Here is a 15,276-nt window from a genome sequence, read left to right as displayed (position 1 = left end):
ACGCTAAATAACTATGGATAATTTTAAAAGACGAGATTTTATCAAGGCGGGTTCGGCATTAGCCGGTGCCACGGTTTTGGCTTCGACGCCTGTGGGCAGTGTTTTCGCTGCCGGATCCGACGAGATAAAAATTGCGCTGATTGGCTGTGGCGGAAGGGGAACCGGTGCAGCATTTGATGCTTTTGCTTCTGGACAGAACATCAAGCTTGTCGCAATGGCGGATGCCTTTCAAGATAACCTTCAATCAACCTACAATACACTGAAGGAAAAATTTGGTGATAAGGTGGACGTACCGGACAGCCGCAGATACGTTGGTTTTGACGCTTACAAAGCTGCAATAAAGGATGCCGATGTCGTGCTGTTGACGACTCCGCCCGGCTTTAGGCCTTTGCACTTTGAGGAAGCGGTAAAAGCAGGTAAGCATGTGTTTATGGAAAAACCGGTAGCTGTCGATATTCCGGGGATCCGGAAGGTATTGGCGGCTGCAGAAGAGGCCAAGAAAAAGAAGCTGAACGTCGTGGTGGGATTGCAGCGGCGTTACCAAACAAATTATCGGGAAGCTATAAAACGTATTCAGGACGGTGCCATAGGCGATGTCTATGCCGGCCAGGTGTATTGGAACAGCGGTGGTGTTTGGGTACGGCCACGTCAAGCTTCGCAAACCGAAATGGAATACCAAATGCGTAACTGGTATTATTTTAATTGGTTGTGCGGGGATCATATTGTAGAGCAACATGTGCATAACATCGATGTCGCTAATTGGGTAAAAGGCAAATATCCCGTGTCTATACAAGGGACGGGAAGCCGGGCGCATCGAACAGGCAAAGAGTACGGGGAGATTTATGACAACTTTGCCGTGGAACTCACTTACGATGATGGGACCGTAGTGTACAGTCAATGTAGACATTTTGAAGGCATTTCCAATAGAGTCGATGAAACCTTCCAAGCGTCTAAAGGTAGAGTTTACTTATCTGCTAGTAATCAGGCTGTTCTTTGGGACGCCAAAGGCAATGAGATCTACAGGCACGACCCCAAAGGAAATCCAAACGCTTACCAGCAAGAGCATAAAGAGCTCTTCGAAGCGATTGCTAAAAACGAGTATAAATTCGATAATACCGAATATGGCGCATACAGTACCTTGACGGGAATAATTGGCCGTTTGGCTTGCTATACCGGAAAGGTAATCAAATGGGACAAAGCGTTAACCTCTGAAGTGGATTTATCTCCCGCCGTATATGCGTGGGATGCGAAGCCAAAGATCGTTCCCAACGAAGATGGTGCTTACAACGTAGCAATCCCAGGGATAAACACCGCGTTATACATTTAAAGGTTGTCGCGTTCATTTGCCATAATCCTTTGTGTTATTTTAGGTTGTCGTGCTCACGCACAACAACCTAAATTCGTTATTGAAGGACGCGCTCAGGGAACAACGTATTGCCTACAATACTATGCGGATAGCGTCCTGGTATCGAAAGATCAAGTCGACAGTGTTTTGGCGGTTATCGATCGATCCATGTCCTTATATCTTTCCAACTCCTTAATCAGTAGGTTTAACAGTCCTGATCGGAAAATGCTGGTTTTGGATCCGCATATGGAAAGGGTAGTGCGCCGTGCGAAGGAGGTGCATAAAGCATCGGACGGACTTTTTGATATTACTGTTAAGCCACTGGTGGAGCTGTGGGGTTTCGGCGCGAAACGCATCAGCAAGATGCCGGATCAAGCAGCTGTTGACAGCGTGCTGCAATTTGTCGGCATGCAGAAATTGAGGCTACGGAAGAACAAACTTTACAAGAACGATAAACGTACAGCGATTGACCTTAACGGTATTGCTCAAGGCTACACGGTGGATGTGTTGGCCGAGCTGCTGGATAAATTGGGTAGTAGCAATTACCTAGTGGAAGTGGGCGGAGAAATCCGAACTCGTGGATTGAAAGAACAACGTAAACCTTTTGAAATTGCGATTGAGCGGCCTGCGGGTTTGGGCTCTTCACGTTTTGTGTTACAATTGTCCGACAGGTCTGTGACGACATCCGGTAACTACCGCAAGACATTCGACTACCTAGGCAAAAAGATTCATCATCACATCCATCCGCAGGATGGATACCCTTTACAAAACAATGTTGCAAGTGTAACAGTCGTCGCGTCCACGGCCATGGACGCTGATGCATATGACAATGTATTCATGGCCTTATCGCCCGAAGAGGCGATTACATTTGCAGATCAAATGAAAGAAATAGAGGTTTATATTATTTACAAACAAGATAATGAGTTCAAAGAAGCCTTTTCGAAGGGTTTTTCTCGTTATATAAAAAATTAATGCGCATCCGATGAAAAGATCAGATTTTATAAAAAGTGGAGCGGCACTACTTGGTAGTTCGGTCCTTTTAACCAATGAAAGTATGGCCCAAGAAAAACAGACGAATGGTGCGACCTTTAAACTGGACTATGCACCCCATCAAGGAATGTTTGCTGCGACGGCAGGCAAGAGTTTTATCGACGAAATTAAGTATATGCACGAGTTGGGCTTCCGCAGCATCGAAGACAATGGTTTGCCAGGGCGCCCTTTGGATGAACAACAGAAAATAGGGGATACCTTGGCAAAACTAGGGATGCGCATGGGGGTTTTTGTTGTGCCAAAAGGGGGCAATGGTGCCAATACTTTAGCGGCTGGCAAGCAAGAGTATGTTGACATATTCCTGAAGGGATGTCGCGAGTCTGTAGAAACAGCTAAGCGGGTCAATGCGAAATGGGCCACGGTTGTTCCCGGCGACTATCATCGCAATTTGCCCATTGGCGTACAAACCGCCAATGTGATCGAAGCCTTGAAGAGAGGAGCGGAAATTTTTGAGCCCCACGGTATGACCATGGTACTGGAACCTTTGAGCGATACGCCCGATCTATTTTTGCGCTTTACCGACCAAACCTATGAAATTTGCAAAGCAGTGGGAAGCCCATCTTGCAAGATATTGTATGATGCCTACCACCAGCAGAAAAATGAAGGTAACTTGATCAACCTAATGAATACTTGCTGGAGCGAGATTGCTTATATACAAGTGGGCGACAACCCAGGACGCCGCGAACCGACGACAGGCGAGATAAATTACAAGAATGTATTCAAATGGCTGAAAGAAAAAGGCTACACCGGTATTGTGGGGATGGAACATGGTATGTCGAAGGCGGGTGTGGAAGGGGAAAAAGCCCTGTTGGCAGCGTATAGGGAAGTGGACAACTTTTAGCTAAATGATTTTAGCAGCAAAATATTTTTGTTATTTACGAAGAAGTAATATATTTATACTATAAACCTATCAGCAGATGTCAACATCAATAAGATTTAAACTTTCATTTATGATGTTCCTCGAGTTCTTTATTTGGGGAGCATGGTTCGTTACCTTAGGAAGGTTCCTTCCTGTCAATTTAAATGCCTCTGGTTTTGAGATTGCTAATGTATTCTCTACTCAATCTTGGGGAGCTATCATTGCGCCTTTCATTATCGGTATGATAGCCGATCGTTTCTTCAATGCAGAGCGGATTTTGGGCGTTTTGCACCTTATCGGTGCTTTGCTGATGTACTTGATGTACCAAGCAACCGATATCACCACGTTTTTCCCCTACGTATTTGCCTACATGATTTTATTTATGCCAACCCTAGCGTTGGTCAATTCAGTTTCGTTCAGGCAGTTGACTAATCCGGAAAAGCAATTTTCCACGATTCGTATTTGGGGTACTATCGGATGGATTGCAGCTGGGTTAAGCATTTCCTTTCTCTTCCATTGGGATTCTAGTGAAGGTGTTGCAAGTGGATTATTGAAAAATACGTTTTTGATGGCTGCTGTCGGTTCTTTGTTGCTAGGTTTGTTCAGTTTTATCTTACCCAAGACCCCTCCCACAAAGATCGATTCATCGGAAAAACCATCGTTCGCATCGATCATTGGGTTGGATGCCGTCAAATTGTTGAAAGACAAAAACTTTTTGGTATTTTTTGTTTCCTCGATCTTAATCTGTATTCCACTCGCATTTTATTACCAAAATGCAAATAATTTCCTCGGTGAGGTAGGCATGGAGAATGTTACCGGATTTATGACCATTGGTCAAATATCAGAAGCATTATGCCTGTTATTATTGCCTATATTTTTTACACGCTTTGGATTCAAAAACACCATTCTTATAGGTATGCTGGCGTGGGCAATCCGTTATTTGCTTTTTGCTTACGGTGATGCGGGCTCTGGTATGTATATGCTGCTCATCGGTATCGCATTACACGGCATTTGTTACGATTTCTTTTTCGTTTCTGGCCAAATCTATACCGATTCAAAGGCAGGCATAAAATACAAAAGTGCAGCGCAAGGATTGATTACATTAGCTACCTATGGAGTAGGACAATTAATTGGATTTTGGGTTGCAGGTTACATCGGCACGATGTACGAGGGTATCAAGACGACCGATTTGGGAAGCTTTTGGCAGCGTGTATGGTTAGTGCCTGCAGGCATAGCATTCATCGTATTTTTGTTGTTCTTGCTTTTCTTCAAGAATGAAAAAGTTGAAAATAAAATTGTATAAAAAAACTAAATAGAGAGATATGGCAGATAATGTTTATGACGCGATTGTCATTGGTTCCGGGATTAGTGGCGGCTGGGCGGCAAAAGAATTGACAGAGAAAGGTTTAAAGACCATCATGTTAGAGCGGGGTAGAAACGTCGAGCACGTAAAGGACTATCACGCGAACAAAAATACTTGGGAGTATCCACATAGAGGAGGGCGTACCAAGCAAATGGAAGAGGATTATCCCGTGTTAAAACGTGACTATCCCTTGAATGAGAAAAATCTCGATTTTTGGGTAAACGAAAAGGAGAGTCCGTATACGGAGGTAAAGCGGTTCGACTGGTTTCGTGGATACCATGTGGGAGGACGATCGCTCATGTGGGGACGTCAGAGCTACCGTTTTTCCGATCTGGATTTTGAAGCTAATGCAAAAGACGGGCACGGCACTGATTGGCCAATCCGCTACGCAGATATCGCACCATGGTATAGTTACGCAGAAAAATGGGCTGGTATTTCCGGAAATCGGGATGGTCTAGATGTGTTGCCTGATGGTGATTTTCTACCAGCTATGGATTTTACGGTGGTCGAAAAAGATTTAGCGGATCGTTTAAAAAAGGAGTATGGGAACAAACGCCATTTTATTATGGGGCGTACGGCCAATATTACCAAACCCCATCACGGACGGATCAATTGTCAATACCAAAACCAATGCTGGTTGGGGTGTAACTTTGGCGCTTATTTCAGTACGCAATCTTCCACTTTACCGCCGGCCATGGCGACGGGAAATTTAACGCTCAGGCCGTTTTCTATTGTATCAAAAATTATCTATGATAAGGACTCGCAGAAAGCTAAGGGTGTGGAAATTGTCGATGCAGAAACAGGAAAGACTTACGAGTTTTTTGCGAAGGTAATCTTTGTATGTGCGTCGGCGTTCAACTCGACATGGGTGTTAATGAATTCAGCAACGGACGTTTGGGAAGGAGGCTTGGGAAGTAGTTCGGGCGAGTTGGGACACAATGCAATGGATCACCATTTCCGTTGCGGTGCCGGAGGCCGTATAGAAGGCTATGAGGATAAATATGTCTTCGGAAGACGCCCTACGGGATTATATGTCCCTCGTTTTCAGAATGTACCTGGAGATGATAAAAAGCGTGATTATGTCCGTGGTTTCGGTTATCAAGGAGCAGCAAGTCGTGGCCGTTGGTCGGGTGAGATCGCAGAAATGAGTGTGGGAGGGGATTGGAAGGATGCCATGCTTGAACCCGGATCTTGGTCGGTAGGTTTCACCGCATTTGGAGAGATCCTTCCGTATCACGAAAATAGAATCTTTTTGGACAAAGATAAAAAAGATAAATGGGGACTCCCTGTCTTGGCCATGGATATGGAAATCAAAGACAACGAACGTAAAATGCGTCCGGATATGCAAGAGGATATGAAGGAAATGTTGGAGCGCATCGGTGTAAAAGATGTCTATACTTACGACAATGAATACCACTTCGGTATGGGAATCCACGAGATGGGTACCGCTCGTATGGGGACAGATCCGAAAAATTCGGTGTTGAATAAGCACAATCAAGTATGGGATGCAAAAAATGTATTCGTCACGGACGGCGCTGCTATGGCATCTGCAGCTTGTGTAAATCCTTCGTTGACCTATATGGCGTTGACAGCACGTGCAGTGGATTTTGCCGTTAGCGAACTGAAGAAGGGTAACCTGTAATGAATAACAACATAAACTTACAATAGCTGAAATGAAGGAAACGAACAATTCTCGTAGAGATTTTATCAAAAATGCGGCCCTTGCAGCGGCCGGCTTTATGATTGTCCCGCGCCATGTGCTTGGGGGCAATGGATTCTTGGCACCAAGTGACAAATTGATGATAGCTGGCATTGGCGTAGGGGGCAAAGGACAAAGTGATATTGCTTCTTTTTACAAAAGTGGAAAAGCGGAAATAGCCTACTTGTGTGATGTGGATGACCGTCGTGCAGCCAACTCGGTGAAGGCGTTCCCGAAAGCTAAGTATTACAAAGATTACCGGGAGATGCTGGATAAGGAGCATAAGCATATCGACGCTGTATCGGTATCATCACCCGACCATAACCATGCGATCCAAGCGCTAGCAGCTATGCAATTAGGGAAACATGTGTATGTGCAAAAGCCCCTTACACACGATGTTTGGGAAGCTCGGGTGCTTACGGATGCAGCCAAGAAATACAAAGTGGTAACCCAAATGGGAAATCAGGGGGCATCGAATGACGGTCCGCGAGAAATCAAAGAATGGTTTGAAGCAGGCCTGATCGGTGATGTTCACACGGTCTATTGCTGGACTGATCGTCCAGTTTGGCCATCGGGTATTCCATGGCCCAACCAAACGGCGCAAGTGCCCAAAGAATTAGATTGGGAACTTTGGCTTGGAACGGCGCCTAAAAAAGATTATATCGAAAAACTCGTTCCGTTCAATTGGAGAGGATGGTGGGATTACGGTACCGGTGCGCTGGGCGATATGGGATGTCATTTGTTGGAAGTTCCTTTTAGCACGTTGGGATTGAAATATGTTCAAGACGTACAGGCCACGGTAGGTACCGTGTACGCTGATGAATTTAAACGTGCGTACTACCCAGAAAGCTGCCCTCCATCAAGTCACGTGACGATGACCTTTCCGAAAACCCCAAAAACCAATGGCCCTGTAACGCTGCATTGGATGGATGGTGGTATTCAGCCAACTAGACCTGACGAACTAGGTCCAAACGAAATCTTCGGGGATGGTGGTAACGGTATCTTGCTGATCGGTACCAAAGGCAAAATTTTGGCAGATACTTACGGAGAAAATGCGCGCCTATTGCCAACAACGAGAAAAGAGCAGGTAGCTCAAAAGTATGCGCGTGTGGAAGGGAAAGCAAATGGACATTATGGACAATGGGTCGAAGCGGCATTAGCGGGCTACGGCAAAATGGAAGTTAGTGCTCCATTTGAAATTTCAGGACCGCTCACGGAAGCGTTGCTGATGGCCAACTTAGCTATTCGTGGCGCTGATTTGCGCATTGATGGCAATTATCCAGGTAGAAACCTGAAATTGCTTTGGGACAACAACCAAATGAAAGTAACTAACTTTGATATTGTCAATCAATTTGTGAAACGGCAGTACCGTCAAGGTTGGGAAGTAAATTACAATCTTTAAAAAGAGCAAACAATGAATAGAAGAGAGGCACTTCAACGTGTAGCCATGTTGATTGGGGGTTCGGTAATTGGGGCAAACCTATTCCTAGAAGGGTGTACCCGACCAGCGTCCAAAGATGTGGCGACGTTATTCGAAAAGGAGAAGACGGATTTTTTGGGCGATCTAGCGGAAGCGATACTCCCTAAAACATCTACACCAGGAGCAAAAGAAGCTGGGGTAGGCGAATTTATTCCGGTCATGATCCGTGATTGTTACGATGAGGCGGATCAAAAAGCGTTTTTGGAAGGTTTAGCGGATGTGGATAGCCGTGCAAAGAAGGAATTCAATAAACCTTTCCAAGAGCTGTCCAAGGAAGAACGTTTACAATTCGTAAACAAATATGATAAGGAGGCTGCCGAATACCAAAAAAATAGAAAAGATGGCGAGCCTAACAATTTCTTTCATATGTTGAAGCAATTGACGCTAACTGGGTTTTTTACTTCGGAAGTCGGTATGACGCAGGCATTGCGCTATGTGAAAATCCCCGGCCGCTTTGATGGTAATTTTCCTTACCAAAAAGGCGATAAGGCTTTTGCCTCCTAACATGCGGGACATTTAGAAAGCGCCGTGCCGCGCTTTCGTTTGACTTAGGAACGATCTACACATCGTTCCTAATTTTTTTTGATATATCCATTCGATTCCACCCGAATGATGTGTTGCATAAAAGAAGTGTCATAAATTATTTGTCGTCATGGAAATAATGCATATACTTATTTAAAATATTGGGATGATTTTTTATATTTATTGGGCAGCGCGTATTAAGGTTGTGTTATATTTTTAATAAATTTTGCAATATGATCGGACAGATTATCGAAAAGGAACATATTTTAGACTACAAGATCATTCCTGCGGCGGAAGACAAGACCTATCTTTTAAAAGATAAGCTAATGGCAGCGCAACGTTTGGGGAATGAGTTCAAATCGAAGACAACAATTGTTTTCCAGACGGAGGATGGTCCGAAACGTATTGAAACCACTGTTTGGTCGTTAACGGAACATTATATACAAATTAAAAGCGGTGTGCTTATTCCACTAAAGTCCATTATCGAAGTAGATTTTTGACAAATTGCAAGAGCGTAAGCAGCTTTTCTGTGGGGAAGGTGAAAGGATTTTGGCATAAGGCCACTTAAATCAATGCAATTTGAGATCATGGTAAGTGCTACCGATAGGGATCATTTTATCAGCCACCCACAAGTGGGCTTTGTCAAACTTTTCCACCTTGTTCTTTGCAATAATAAACGCTCGATGGCAGCGCACAAAGTCAGCTTTCGGCAATAAATCTGTTAGCTCGTTAAGGGTAATGCGTGAACTGATCAATCGTCCAGTCAATTGTATTTGTGTGTAGTTTCCCGATGCTTCAATGTAAAGAATATCGTCGAAGGCTATTTTGACGTGTTCATACCCGTCTTTCGCAAAAAAATAATCTTTTCCTCCATCTGTTTTCGCACTGCGCAGCAGGTGCAATTCGTTCGCTTTGTTGCATGCTTTTAAAAAACGAGACATGGAAAACGGCTTTAAAAGGTAGTCAATGGCATCCAGTTCAAAACTCTGTAAAGCATGTTCGGAATAGGCCGTCGTAAAAATGATCATAGGTACTATTTGAAGGCTTTTTAAGAGCTCCATACCAGAGATGTCAGGCATCTTGATGTCTAAAAAAATGAGATCTACCGGCTGCCGTTGCAAATAGTCCAAGGCAGAGAATGCGTCGGTAAAGGTTTTCCGTAGATCGACAAAGGGCACCTTGGAGGTGTGGTGCTCAATAACCTCAAGTGCCATGGGTTCATCATCTATTGCAATTGCTATCATATGAATTTTTTTGTAAATGCTCGTTGTGTTCAAGAATCGGTAACGATTGATTTTATCAAAAAATAATAAGCTCGTACGATCAAATATAATACATTTGTAGGACAACTTTCAGGCGCCATGCGGACATGTGCTGCTATAAAAGACAAGTTGTATGGTCCCGCCAACGAATTTGCCTTTACTTAGCCTAACGATTCACTAAAGGCGGAATTCGCCGGCATGAGGGTTCTTTCCAAACTGTCAACTGTTGTGGGTACACCTGAAAGAAGCTGTCTTGTAAACCTTTATTCCTTCGTAGGCTGTGCTCCAAAACGTCGTTGGCTTGTGGAAGGAAGGTTGCTTGCGTTTGTGGATCCCGCGGTGTTTGAACGCTTGCGGGGAAGTCTGGAATACCTTTTCCAGTATGTATAGCGCCCATCTGAATACGAACTGAAAGGTCGATATAAAACAAATTTCCAAATGTTGTATAAAAGCCGTCTTCTTTTTGCTGGCATTTGATCAATGGCGTAATAAAATACCCAAACAGCATCAATAATCCTACTAATCTCATCATGACTTAAAGTGTTAGGGTAAGGTGTACAAAATATTCGTTCATATTCTCCCGAATGATAAGGTCGTGTCGACCTTTATACAGGAGATACATCCGTTGTTTGACATTTGCCAATCCTATCCCGCTTCGGTCTGCTTCGGGGTCATGTTCATTTTTGGGATTTATACTATTGGATACATCGAAGTATAAAACATTGGCTTGAACCTGCAGACTGATTTTGATGTATGATGGCCGCTGTAGACTTATGCCATGTTTAAATGCATTTTCCACAAACGGGATCAAAAGCATAGGTGCAATTTGGAGATCATTGATATCTGCCTCTATTAAACTCTCTATTTTGATGTCCGCAGCAGGTGACGTACGCAATTTCTGTAACGCAATATAGTTATTTAGATATTCTACTTCTCGTATGAGGGGGATGGTTTCTTGTAGGTTTTCATGCAGCATAAAACGCATCATGTCCCCAAGCTTTTGAATACCTTCTCCTGTCCGCTCAGCATGTTCTTGCAGGGCCGTACCATACAAGGTGTTCAAGGCGTTGAATAGGAAATGTGGATTTATCTGTGATTTTAGAAAGTGAAGGTTAGCGTCTGATTTGCCTAGTTCGGTGCGAAGGGTATTGAGCTCAAAACGGTTTTCCGATCTTTTTTTATAAACAAACCAAGAGAGCGGTACGCCGATGAGCAGTTGCGTGGGTAAGTGAAATGCTAATAAAATGAAAGCTGCTTCTACATCCCTTTGGAAAAAAAAGATGGCCAGTACGCTTAAGGGAAGAGTTAAAAGCAGGCTGATCACAAAAATGGTCCAAAAGAAAGTGCTGAATTTTTTTTGTTTTTGGTGAAGTGCAGGTAAAAGATAATAGATGGCATAAATGACCGTGCCTAAAGTCGCCAATACCACCAATGTCCACAACACGGTAAGTTGAAAGTAAGATCTCGTGCTAACCCAAAAGAGCACACCAGCAAACCAAAACCCGATTCCCAAACCTAAGTCCATTTTGAGTTGTTTTTGGAGCGAATGCTCATCCGCCATGCGATCAACCAAATAGATGATGAGCTGTTTGATGCAACTGTAGGCAGCTAATACCAGCACAAGTAAAAAAGCTTTGGTGAAGGCATCGAAAAAAAATCGGTTGTAGCCCTGCGTCAAACTGTTGTAGCGCAATAGCTCGTAGGTATGGCTGTGCGTACGGCCTACAGCAAAGACGATACCCAGCCCGACAATGAGTACGATGATCATGAAGTAGGATAGCCATTCATTTTTCTTCTGTGTGATGGACGGAATCAGCCAAAAATTCAGGCACAGGAAGCATACATACACCGCGAAAATGTTGAAAACACGAGGTAGGAAGAAATTGAAAAAATAGGAATAAGTTATTTTTGAAACAATGAATTCATAGTGTTCCCCATTATCGCTTCTTTTGTTGGTATCAAATACCAGTATCAATGCCACGATGATTAGCACTATGCTGGCGATCCAAAATTCAATTTTCTTAAAGTCATTTAGTTTCATACGTTTCTGGTTTGATCATGCAATGTTACTACAAAAGAATAGCGCTATAGAAAAAATGTGATGAAAGTAATCAAAAAAGTGACGAAAAGCCAGTTTAGGTTTTTGTTCCGATCTTTAGGGGAAAGTGATGATAGCCTTCTCCGTTTTTTGTGGATTTATAGCAGATGAAAATTTTGGATTTTTGATAATTTTATTCATATTTGCACTCCGCACGTCGAATTTGATGAATACAGAGCCGTGCGAACTATATGTGTGGTTTCACACGGTAGTCCCTACGGGATGTAGCGTAGCCCGGTATCGCGCCAGCATGGGGTGCTGGAGGTCGTCGGTTCAAATCCGGCCATCCCGACAAAATTAAATTAGTAAAGCAAGATCCCGCAAAACATTTTTTTGTGGGATTTTTTTATACCATAACAGATAGGGAAAAATACCGAAACGAAACCTTCACAGATTAACATACCTCTACCTAGCGTAAAAATAAAAACCCTTCAATAACATGTATCAAAGGGTTTTTGTGTACCTAGGGCGGGAATCGAACCCGCACTCCCTTAACGGGAACAGGATTTTAAGTCCTGCGTGTCTACCAGTTCCACCACCTAGGCAACTGAGCGAAAGACGAGATTCGAACTCGCGACCCCAACCTTGGCAAGGTTGTGCTCTACCAACTGAGCTACTTTCGCTTGACGTGGTGCAAATATAGAAGATTTATGTAGTGCAGCAAAAATATATTTTAAAATTGTGCGACATTTTCAGGCGCTGTGTGCGGGATTTGCCATATTTTTAATGGATAGTGTAAAAGTTGCCGCCCGGCGGTTGTCAAGCCTAGCATAAATCCGGGCGGCGGTAAAAACAAAGAGTATAGTTACAGTTCTTCGTCGTGTTGACTAGCATCTAAGCCGAGGACTTCGTCTTTTTCGCTTACGCGTAACGGCGCAAGCATATCGGTAACCTTTAATAGCAGCAATGCACCGAAGAAAGCAAAAGCAGATGCTCCTACCAAAGCGATGAGATGTGCGGTAAATAGGTTGGTCTCACCGAAGAAAAGACCGTTGGTTGTCACTGCGCTGTTCACGGAGCTATGTGCGAAAACGCTAGTTAACAGCATGCCGACCATACCACCTACACCATGACAGGGGAACACATCCAACGTATCATCAATTCCTTTTTTTGTACGCCAGATAACCAATATGTTACTGATGACGGCAGCTACTATACCAATAATAAGAGAGTGGGGGATCGTGACAAAGCCTGCTGCTGGCGTAATGGCTACAAGGCCTACAACAGCACCAATACATGCACCCATCGCTGACGGTTTTTTGCCTTTCAGTATATCAAAAAATATCCAAGCCATCGCAGCAGCGGCCGACGCTGTGGTTGTTGTCGCAAAAGCTGAGGCTGCCAGTTCATTGGCTCCTCCGGCTGAACCTGCGTTGAAACCAAACCAGCCAAACCATAGTAGGCCAGTTCCCAAGATCACATAACTGATGCGCGATGGTGTATGTTCCTGTTCTTTGCGCTTACCGAGGTAAAGGGCTGAAGCCAGGGCCGCCCAGCCGGCAGACATATGTACCACCGTTCCTCCGGCAAAATCCAACACGCCCATCTTCGCTAAGATACCCTCAGGATGCCAAGTTGCATGGGCAAGGGGCGCATAGATTACAATGACAAAAAGCGTTATGAAAATTAAATAGGCGTTGAACTTGATGCGTTCTGCAAAGGCGCCTGTGATCAAAGCTGGAGTAATGACGGCGAACTTCAGTTGGAACATCGCGAATAGGGCGATCGGTATAGTGGGGAGCGCTGGCCAAGTTGCGTTACCGAGCATGCCCTTCATCATATAAAATGTTGATGGATCACCAATGATGCCGCCGATATCATCGCCAAAAGCGAGACTGAAGCCGAACACCACCCAAATAATGGTGATAAGTCCCATGCAGACAAAGCTTTGTAGCATGGTAGAAATCACATTTTTCTTTCTTACCATCCCCCCGTAAAAGAAGGCGAGGCCGGGTGTCATGAGCAGTACCAGCGCAGCTGCCATCAGTAGCCATGCGGTGTCACCAGTATCGATGTTACTGTCAACTACGGTGGTCACTTCGGTGGATGGGGCAAGAATAGCGAGGATTACGGCGATAACGAGGGTCCCAAATGGAATTATCTGTTTTATAGTCATGTCCTTGGTTGTGTGTACGATTGGTTTGTGTATAGCTGCTCTTAGAGCAAGGGATTCGGTATTTGTTATGAAGGGAAGTCGTATATAAAACCACTTCCCTAACTAAAATAGTGGGGTTTTGCTTAAAAAGTGAATCCAGTAGAAAGTTTATAAAAAGAATCTTTTGCCTGAAGACCATTTTTCAGTTCTGGCCCAGCAGAAAGTCTTATGAAACTGGCTACGCGTGGCACGTTGAATTGAACGTACGGCCCGAGCCATTGATAATAGTCCAATTTTCCATTTACGTCATCTTTGGTGCGTTTCAGATGCTCGAAATGACCACCAAGCGAGAAGTTTGGACTTACCTTAAAGCCGGCGTTAGCCCAGTAATGTAAATAAGCAAGCGTGGAAGCATCTGCAGGCGCTTCATCGCGAAGTGGTGCATAATACCCTACGTATACTTCGCTTTCAAATTTTGTCTTATCGACATTAAAAAATAGATTTGGCACAATCCCATCCCCTGCAATACCGCCCAACTGACCGGATGTTGCCCCTTTGGAAAGCAGGTCACCAAATGTGAAGCCAATGTTCGGATTTAATGTGATACCTTCCGCAAGGTAAAGGTTAACACCTCCGCCAAACTCCGTCCAGTTTCCCCAAGCACCGGCGGTTCCTGCACCCCAAAAAATACCATAAGCAGAAACGCCAATTTTGTCGGTAAGCTTGTATTCAACACCTGCACTCGGTGCTACACCGAAAAACTGGTCAGAAGTCAGGCTTAATGAGAAGGTTGCATTGTTGTCTTGCGCTTTTGTCGATAAAACGCTTGCTGAAACTGCTGTTAGGCATAGGATTGTTTTTAAAAAGTTGTTTTTTTTCATAAAAACTTTGGTTGTTAGATAGACATTTGATTAATTAATGCTAAAGTAGTCCAAAATTTTATAAAAACAATATTTTTTTTGAAAAAAAATCAAAAAAATAGATGAAACAGTGATTGAATTGTAATTTTTATATGTTTATTTTTATTATATCTTGAATAATGTCACTTTCGAATCCTTTGCTTAGTAGATATTTGAACATTTTTGACTTTTCTATGCTCGATATTTTATTTAGTGGAGTTTTTGTTCGTTTATTTACGAGGTTTCTCACCTTTATACCGTATTCTTCATCGCTTATTTCACGCAATGCCATTCGAATCAATGGCTCGGATACCCGTTTTGCCTTTAAATGCTGCCTTATTTTGATTTTCCCCCATCCCAGCATACGGAATTTTCCCAGCGCATACGCTTTTGCAAAGCGCTCTTCGTTGAGGAAATTCTCCTCAATAAGTAAAGCAATAATATTTTCCACATTCTCCTCATTCATCCCCCAACTATATAGTTTATCACGTACTTCCTGTTGCGCGCGTTCCTGATAAGCGCAATAGCTTTCCGCTTTCTGCTTGGCCTGCAATGGGGTGTAAATTTTCTTATCTTTATTCCGGTCATCCATGTTGCAAATCTT

General features: G+C 43.7%; 14 protein-coding genes and 3 tRNA genes. 9 read left to right on the top strand and 8 right to left on the bottom strand.

Annotated features, from left to right (window positions below; all coding sequences use genetic code 11):
* Nucleotides 1-13: 13 nt before the first annotated feature.
* The 8 genes from IE165_RS15445 (at nt 14) to IE165_RS15410 (ending at nt 8,818) form a co-directional block, all read left to right on the top strand.
* Nucleotides 14-1,327, top strand: a complete 1,314-nt coding sequence (locus IE165_RS15445) for a Gfo/Idh/MocA family oxidoreductase (protein ID WP_189627544.1) — start codon at nt 14-16, stop codon at nt 1,325-1,327.
* Between the two features lie 3 nt (nt 1,328-1,330).
* Nucleotides 1,331-2,317 carry an FAD:protein FMN transferase gene (locus tag IE165_RS15440; protein ID WP_189627543.1) on the top strand — a complete coding sequence of 329 codons (987 nt, stop codon included), beginning with the start codon at nt 1,331-1,333 and terminating at the stop codon, nt 2,315-2,317.
* Between the two features lie 10 nt (nt 2,318-2,327).
* Complete coding sequence (locus tag IE165_RS15435; RefSeq protein WP_189627542.1) at nt 2,328-3,236, top strand: hydroxypyruvate isomerase family protein; 909 nt, start codon at nt 2,328-2,330, stop codon at nt 3,234-3,236.
* A 76-nt stretch (nt 3,237-3,312) separates the two neighbouring features.
* Entirely contained in the window at nt 3,313-4,557 is a 1,245-nt protein-coding gene (locus IE165_RS15430; protein ID WP_189627541.1) for an MFS transporter, read from the top strand.
* Nucleotides 4,558-4,576: 19 nt separating this feature from the next.
* Complete coding sequence (locus IE165_RS15425; protein ID WP_189627540.1) at nt 4,577-6,259, top strand: GMC oxidoreductase; 1,683 nt, start codon at nt 4,577-4,579, stop codon at nt 6,257-6,259.
* 31 nt (nt 6,260-6,290) lie between these two features.
* Nucleotides 6,291-7,718, top strand: a complete 1,428-nt coding sequence (locus IE165_RS15420; RefSeq protein WP_189627539.1) for a Gfo/Idh/MocA family protein — start codon at nt 6,291-6,293, stop codon at nt 7,716-7,718.
* A 12-nt stretch (nt 7,719-7,730) separates the two neighbouring features.
* Nucleotides 7,731-8,300, top strand: a complete 570-nt coding sequence (locus IE165_RS15415) for a gluconate 2-dehydrogenase subunit 3 family protein (protein ID WP_189627538.1) — start codon at nt 7,731-7,733, stop codon at nt 8,298-8,300.
* Nucleotides 8,301-8,551: 251 nt separating this feature from the next.
* Nucleotides 8,552-8,818, top strand: coding sequence for a hypothetical protein (locus tag IE165_RS15410; RefSeq protein ID WP_189627537.1), 267 nt, complete (start codon nt 8,552-8,554; stop codon nt 8,816-8,818).
* A gap of 69 nt (nt 8,819-8,887) precedes the next feature.
* On the opposite strand, the gene IE165_RS15405 is transcribed toward IE165_RS15410, so the two are convergent.
* The 3 genes from IE165_RS15405 to IE165_RS15395 form a co-directional block, all read right to left on the bottom strand.
* Entirely contained in the window at nt 8,888-9,562 is a 675-nt protein-coding gene (locus IE165_RS15405; protein WP_189627536.1) for a LytR/AlgR family response regulator transcription factor, read from the bottom strand.
* Nucleotides 9,563-9,746: 184 nt separating this feature from the next.
* Entirely contained in the window at nt 9,747-10,112 is a 366-nt protein-coding gene (locus IE165_RS15400; RefSeq protein ID WP_189627535.1) for a hypothetical protein, read from the bottom strand.
* A 3-nt stretch (nt 10,113-10,115) separates the two neighbouring features.
* Nucleotides 10,116-11,621, bottom strand: coding sequence for a sensor histidine kinase (locus tag IE165_RS15395; RefSeq protein ID WP_229826586.1), 1,506 nt, complete (start codon nt 11,619-11,621; stop codon nt 10,116-10,118).
* Between the two features lie 275 nt (nt 11,622-11,896).
* On the opposite strand from IE165_RS15395, the gene IE165_RS15390 reads away from it, so the two are divergent.
* Nucleotides 11,897-11,970, top strand: a tRNA-Pro gene (locus IE165_RS15390).
* A gap of 168 nt (nt 11,971-12,138) precedes the next feature.
* Here the strand turns inward: IE165_RS15390 and IE165_RS15385 are convergent.
* From IE165_RS15385 to IE165_RS15365, 5 genes are all read right to left on the bottom strand, one after another.
* A tRNA-Leu gene (locus IE165_RS15385) sits at nt 12,139-12,223 on the bottom strand.
* Between the two features lie 5 nt (nt 12,224-12,228).
* Nucleotides 12,229-12,301: transfer RNA gene (locus tag IE165_RS15380), tRNA-Gly, on the bottom strand.
* A 182-nt stretch (nt 12,302-12,483) separates the two neighbouring features.
* Nucleotides 12,484-13,794, bottom strand: coding sequence for an ammonium transporter (locus tag IE165_RS15375; RefSeq protein WP_373297926.1), 1,311 nt, complete (start codon nt 13,792-13,794; stop codon nt 12,484-12,486).
* Nucleotides 13,795-13,916: 122 nt separating this feature from the next.
* Nucleotides 13,917-14,654 carry a DUF6733 family protein gene (locus IE165_RS15370; protein ID WP_189627534.1) on the bottom strand — a complete coding sequence of 246 codons (738 nt, stop codon included), beginning with the start codon at nt 14,652-14,654 and terminating at the stop codon, nt 13,917-13,919.
* A 127-nt stretch (nt 14,655-14,781) separates the two neighbouring features.
* Nucleotides 14,782-15,264, bottom strand: a complete 483-nt coding sequence (locus IE165_RS15365; RefSeq protein WP_189627533.1) for a regulatory protein RecX — start codon at nt 15,262-15,264, stop codon at nt 14,782-14,784.
* Nucleotides 15,265-15,276: the final 12 nt, after the last annotated feature.

It is taken from the genome of Sphingobacterium griseoflavum (assembly GCF_014653155.1).
Classification (GTDB): Bacteria; Bacteroidota; Bacteroidia; order Sphingobacteriales; family Sphingobacteriaceae; genus Sphingobacterium; species Sphingobacterium griseoflavum.
The sequence above is the reverse complement of the archived record's forward strand: the minus strand, read 5'-3'. Positions and strand labels throughout refer to the sequence as shown.

Coding starts and splice junctions, on each gene's coding strand:
- IE165_RS15405 (WP_189627536.1), bottom strand. CDS start 9,562: ATGATAGCAATTGCAATAGATGATGAACCCATGGCACTTGAGGTTATT.
- IE165_RS15445 (WP_189627544.1), top strand. CDS start 14: ATGGATAATTTTAAAAGACGAGATTTTATCAAGGCGGGTTCGGCATTA.
- IE165_RS15415 (WP_189627538.1), top strand. CDS start 7,731: ATGAATAGAAGAGAGGCACTTCAACGTGTAGCCATGTTGATTGGGGGT.
- IE165_RS15365 (WP_189627533.1), bottom strand. CDS start 15,264: ATGGATGACCGGAATAAAGATAAGAAAATTTACACCCCATTGCAGGCC.
- IE165_RS15410 (WP_189627537.1), top strand. CDS start 8,552: ATGATCGGACAGATTATCGAAAAGGAACATATTTTAGACTACAAGATC.
- IE165_RS15395 (WP_229826586.1), bottom strand. CDS start 11,621: ATGAAACTAAATGACTTTAAGAAAATTGAATTTTGGATCGCCAGCATA.
- IE165_RS15435 (WP_189627542.1), top strand. CDS start 2,328: ATGAAAAGATCAGATTTTATAAAAAGTGGAGCGGCACTACTTGGTAGT.
- IE165_RS15375 (WP_373297926.1), bottom strand. CDS start 13,794: ATGACTATAAAACAGATAATTCCATTTGGGACCCTCGTTATCGCCGTA.
- IE165_RS15425 (WP_189627540.1), top strand. CDS start 4,577: ATGGCAGATAATGTTTATGACGCGATTGTCATTGGTTCCGGGATTAGT.
- IE165_RS15420 (WP_189627539.1), top strand. CDS start 6,291: ATGAAGGAAACGAACAATTCTCGTAGAGATTTTATCAAAAATGCGGCC.
- IE165_RS15430 (WP_189627541.1), top strand. CDS start 3,313: ATGTCAACATCAATAAGATTTAAACTTTCATTTATGATGTTCCTCGAG.
- IE165_RS15370 (WP_189627534.1), bottom strand. CDS start 14,654: ATGAAAAAAAACAACTTTTTAAAAACAATCCTATGCCTAACAGCAGTT.
- IE165_RS15400 (WP_189627535.1), bottom strand. CDS start 10,112: ATGATGAGATTAGTAGGATTATTGATGCTGTTTGGGTATTTTATTACG.